General features: G+C 71.9%; 1 protein-coding gene. It reads right to left on the reverse strand.

Translation table 11 applies throughout. From position 1 onward, the window contains the following. Nucleotides 1–445, reverse strand: a 445-nt coding sequence (locus tag BIU89_RS12980) for a lyase family protein (RefSeq protein ID WP_254791636.1), incomplete at both ends; no start/stop codon positions are given.

The raw sequence follows: 445 nt of genomic DNA on the forward strand, positions 1-445 counted from the left end.
CGAGCGCCTCGTCGAGCTGCGCCTCGGTGACCTCGCCGCGCTCGACGTGGCCGAGGGCCACGACGGCTTCGCGCACGGTGAGGCCCTCGGCGACGGCGTACTTCGCGACCTTCGCCGCCGCCTCGTAGCCGATGACCCGGTTGAGCGGCGTGACGATCGACGGCGAGGACTCCGCGAAGGCGCGGGCGCGCTCGAGGTTCGCCTGGAGCCCGTCGATGGTCTTGTCGGCGAGCACGCGCGAGCTGTTCGCCAGCAGTCGGATCGACTCGAGCAGCGCCGTGCCCATCACCGGGATGGCGACGTTGAGCTCGAACGCACCCGAGGCCCCGGCCCAGGCGATGGTGGCGTCGTTGCCGATGACCCGGGCACCGACCATCAGGGTGGCCTCGGGGATCACCGGGTTCACCTTGCCGGGCATGATCGAGGAGCCGGGCTGCAGGTCGGG

It is taken from the genome of Curtobacterium sp. MCBA15_005 (assembly GCF_001864855.1).
Taxonomy (GTDB): Bacteria; Actinomycetota; Actinomycetes; order Actinomycetales; family Microbacteriaceae; genus Curtobacterium; species Curtobacterium flaccumfaciens.